We start from the raw sequence: 4089 nt of genomic DNA, 5'->3' as shown, positions 1-4089 counted from the left end.
GACACCCAGTTCCTAATTCAGATCAGAGGCTTAGGCCACTCCCGCTAACCCTTTAGGACCGGTCCAGTGAATACGACGGGTTAGGGTTTGTATGACGGTTTCTGCGCGTGAGCGTGCTACTCGGATCTCGATATCGATCAGTTCTTCTTGCAGCTCTCGTGCAGTCTTCTCGTGGCAGAGCTCGAGGTAGCGCTTTGAGGCGGCAACTGCATCCGCATCGTGTTTGATGAAAGGACGGAAAGCCTCAATCTGCCCGATTTCCCTTTTCAGCTTCTGTTTGACGCGGCGCTCAGCGGCAGACTTTTCATCATTCCAAATGCGTTCGGCGTTTCGCGATCCGATGTCCGTAACAATGCCACGACCCTCGAGACTGATCGCACGTGACCCCATGTGTTCCAGTGGCGTGAGTTCGATCCCGTTTTCGTTGTAGGTGCCGTGAACAAATTGCGTGATCTCAGGACGGCCTGCTCGGATCAGTTCCACCTGATCGATGAACCGTTGTCTCCAAATTTTCGCGGGCGGTTCTGCATAGCGAACCTTCTTTTGGCGGATGGGGTAGACCGTCTTCCCGTTCTTGCGCTCCGCGTATTCGAAATCCCAACATCGATGATTGGCCAACCAAACCGCAGGCCGATCATATGCATCGACGTGGAGGTGATAGTTACGCTTGTCGTTGGTCTGATCAGGAGAATGGATCGCGCCTACGACCATCATTCCATCGGCGGCCAGGCTGTCACAAAACAGCTTCATAATTCTGAAGCGCTCGATGTCTGTCAAACCAAGTGGAAACTCGGCTACGAAGCGGATTTGGATCCGGCCAGCACGTCCGGCTTTCCAATCCACCTTGGCCCTGATCTCGGGTGTCTCATCCAGTCCGGTAAGCCAGTCGTAAACCTGCTCGGATGATCCGGAAGCGATTACAGCTTCGAACGCCTTTGGTGGCTTTCCCTTTCTCGCCGCCCTTCTCTCCGCTTCCGCCTTCGTTCGCTCGAGCTTATCCAGCATCTCGTGGATGAAATGCGATGTATCCAGATCCTGGGCGAGTTCCGAAAGCTCAGCGAGGTCGGCAGTAGAACTCAGCAACTCGAAGGTTTTCGGCTTGGGCTCAATCCGGCCGGCAGCCTCGAATAACGATCGCTGACGTTCGATACCTCCTTCGATATTGGAATAGATCGAAAGCTCGTTTAGCCTGGCGCGCATATGCGGCTCATCGACCATGTCGATGTCGCAAGTCTCCCAAGGACGCTCTCGGTCCGTCTGCCGTCTGATGTAATCGATGTGACTCTGGAACGTCACTTTCGCGCCGTCGTGAAGATAATCAACATGGCCGGAAATTTTAGAGTCTGCGATCGCACAGCCGCGCGGAGGCTGACCATTCTTGGTAGGCGCTCCCCGCGCGCTGATGTTGGTTATATCGAAATGAGGAATCCGCCTCCCGCCGCCTTGACGGTCCCGACTTGTAAGTGAGCTGGGGACCGCAAAATCGATCGTGGTCTCGGCGGCCCGCTTACCACCCGATTTCCTCGATAATGCCGGTATATACCCTTCGGCGTCGTTTCGCCTTCTGAACCCTTTGTGCAGCGCGCCGATGGCTTGGAGCTCGTCAATGCGCCGCTTCGCGGCAATAGCTTGCCACTGGTGCTGCCAGCGCGGACCACTTTCCGTATCTCTGCCTTGCTCCTCCATTTCTCGAATTATCTTTGTCTGTATCCAGAATGACAAGACACCGGGACACGATTCTTCGCCTTCCGGAAGCGCTTGCGCTGGAGGACAACCGCCGTCCCCTTACAGTGCGATGGGCGGTCGCTTGCCAGCAATATAGCGGAGCATCCGCCATATTGCGTTGTTGCGCCCTAAAAAATGGTCCTTCTCGGACCATTTGATCTTTCCTCCTCAAGCGGCGAAGGAATTGTCGTAGCCGCCCTCCGCAAGCTTAAAAACCGAGGTCGCTCAGACTCACATTCTCGTGGTTTGGCGAGGGCAGGTTTGCGCCCCAATTTCGGTCATTATCATGGTTCGCCTCGCGACATGAAAGCTGCCGTTTGCTCAACACGCCGCTGTGGCGATATTGCTTGGGCTCACAAAACGGCCCTGCCCTCGCCAAAGGACCTCCACAAGCGCTCATTGCGTATGGCTTTGTTATGCCGTTCCAAAGCCATTCCGTATTCGCTAGACGCGCATCGTATGACCCGAGCCGACTTCCAGCGCCTGATCGACGACAAGACCAAACCGATAGGGTCATTGGGGAGGCTCGAAAGCCTTGCAGTTCAGGCCGCTGCGATTCTTGGCGACATGACTCCGTCGAATGCTTCAGCATCGTTGACCATTTTCGCAGCCGATCATGGGATTGCCGCACAGCGCGTGTCCGCGTTCCCGCAGGAGGTTACCGGCCAAATGGTCGCCAACTTTCTAGCCGGCGGAGCCGCTGCAAATGTCATCGCGGCGCAATTCGACATACCGATGACCGTCGTTGACTGCGGAATCGCACATCCGCCGCGCCGACGCGATGCGCTTATCGATCTGTCATTAGGAGGGGGAACGGCCGACAGTTCGATAGGGCCTGCGATGTCGCCCGAGACGGCAAGGAAGGCGATTGCGCAAGGGCGACATTTCGCGTGCGGTATTGAAAGCAAGATCGTTTGTTTCGGCGAGATGGGCATCGCGAACACTTCCTCTGCGGCCCTACTTGCTCACAACCTAAGCGGCATTTCCGTGGCCGAACTCGTCGGGCGAGGGACGGGCCTCGACGATACCGGTCTCTCGCACAAGCAAGAGGTTCTCGAACGCGCAGCTGCGCGAACTGGAGCGCTTGCGCCGGTTGAAGCGCTGGCCGAGGTCGGCGGCTTCGAGATCGGCACGATGGCGGGTGCGATGGCTGGCGCCGGGACATCGAATAAACTTGTGGTGGTCGATGGCTTTATCGCGACCGCTGCCGCCGCGCTTGCGCGGGCGATCGAGCCAGACTGTGAACGGGCCTTTGTCTATGCGCATCGCTCGGCAGAACACGGCCATCGGGCGCTGCTCGACTGGCTCCAAGCCGAGCCACTGCTCGATTTCGATATGCGGCTGGGCGAAGGGACCGGCGCGTTGTTGGCCGTGCCGATCATCCGCGCCGCGCTCTCGCTTTTCGGCATGGCAAGTTTCTCGCAGGCCGGGGTGTCCGGCGCCTCCCCGATCTCATGAAGCGACCATTCGCCGCCGCTTTGGCCGCGTGGGTTTTCTTTACGCGAATTCCCTTACCTGCGGCGCAGCTGGACGAGCGCGATTTCGAGGCCGCGCCGGGCTTCTATCCGCTGGTCGGTGTGTTGATCGGCGCAATTGGCGCTGCTGCTTTCGCGCTCGGCTGGGCGATCGGCGGGGCCTACATCGCAGCGATCTTAAGCACTGCCGCTACCTTGCTGGCCACGGGTGCCTTTCACGAAGATGGCCTGGCGGACCTGTTCGACGGGCAAGGAGCGACAACGCCGGAGCGAATGATGGAGATCATGCGCGACAGCCGGCTCGGCACCTTCGGAGCCGCAGCGCTGTTCATAGTTCTGCTGCTCAAGATCGCGTCGCTGGCGCAACTCCCTTTCATGGTCGCACTCGCCGCTCTGCCCATGGCGCACGGAGCCTCGCGCCTGTCGGCGGTGATCGTGATCGCGACAAGTCGTTACGCACGGGCCGAGGGGATCGCCAAGCCGGTTGCGAAGGGGATCGGAGCAGCGCCGCTGGTGGTGGCGACGCTCACCGGGATCGCTGCGGCCGCAATCGGTGCGACCATTCTTGGGCCCGGCTCTGCACTATGCGGCTTGGCCGGCCTTGCGATAGGCCATGTTACGACGCGGCTGCTCTTCGAGCACAAGCTGGGCGGCTATACCGGCGACTGCCTCGGCGGGGTGCAGCAGATCAGCGAAGTCGGCTTCTATCTCGGCATGCTGGCATGGCTCTGACTTTGCTGCGTCACGGTGAGCCTGAGATCGCTAAGGGCACGTGCTACGGCCAGTCGGACGTGACCACCAGACCCTTAGCCCGTCGTATTCACCGGACCGGTCCTAAAGGGTTAGCGGGAGTGGCCTAAGCCTCTGATCTGAATTAGGAACTGGGTGT

The 4089-nt window shown here is 59.0% G+C and carries 3 protein-coding genes; 2 read left to right on the top strand and 1 reads right to left on the bottom strand.

What is annotated here, in order from left to right:
* Nucleotides 1–30: 30 nt before the first annotated feature.
* Nucleotides 31–1686 (bottom strand): MobA/MobL family protein, encoded by a 1656-nt coding sequence (locus K4G67_RS16785; protein WP_239807407.1) that lies wholly within the window; start codon nucleotides 1684–1686, stop codon nucleotides 31–33.
* Nucleotides 1687–2184: 498 nt separating this feature from the next.
* Here K4G67_RS16785 and cobT point away from each other — a divergent pair, with 498 nt between their 5' ends.
* Nucleotides 2185–3183, top strand: a complete 999-nt coding sequence (gene cobT / locus K4G67_RS16780) for a nicotinate-nucleotide--dimethylbenzimidazole phosphoribosyltransferase (protein WP_170003094.1) — start codon at nucleotides 2185–2187, stop codon at nucleotides 3181–3183.
* The gene (gene cobS, locus K4G67_RS16775; protein ID WP_239807406.1) at nucleotides 3180–3932 is read left to right on the top strand and encodes an adenosylcobinamide-GDP ribazoletransferase; all 753 of its coding nucleotides are present in this window, start codon (nucleotides 3180–3182) and stop codon (nucleotides 3930–3932) included. The genes cobT and cobS overlap by 4 nt, the downstream gene beginning before the upstream one ends.
* The last annotated feature ends 157 nt before the right edge of the window (nucleotides 3933–4089 follow it).

Source organism: Croceicoccus hydrothermalis (genome assembly GCF_022378335.1).
Taxonomy (GTDB): domain Bacteria; phylum Pseudomonadota; class Alphaproteobacteria; order Sphingomonadales; family Sphingomonadaceae; genus Croceicoccus; species Croceicoccus hydrothermalis.
This window is presented reverse-complemented; position numbering and strand designations above follow the sequence as displayed.

Excerpts from the sequence above, each read along its gene's own strand:
- K4G67_RS16785 (WP_239807407.1), bottom strand. The coding sequence starts at position 1,686 with ATGGAGGAGCAAGGCAGAGATACGGAAAGTGGTCCGCGCTGGCAGCAC.
- cobT (WP_170003094.1), top strand. The coding sequence starts at position 2,185 with ATGACCCGAGCCGACTTCCAGCGCCTGATCGACGACAAGACCAAACCG.
- cobS (WP_239807406.1), top strand. The coding sequence starts at position 3,180 with ATGAAGCGACCATTCGCCGCCGCTTTGGCCGCGTGGGTTTTCTTTACG.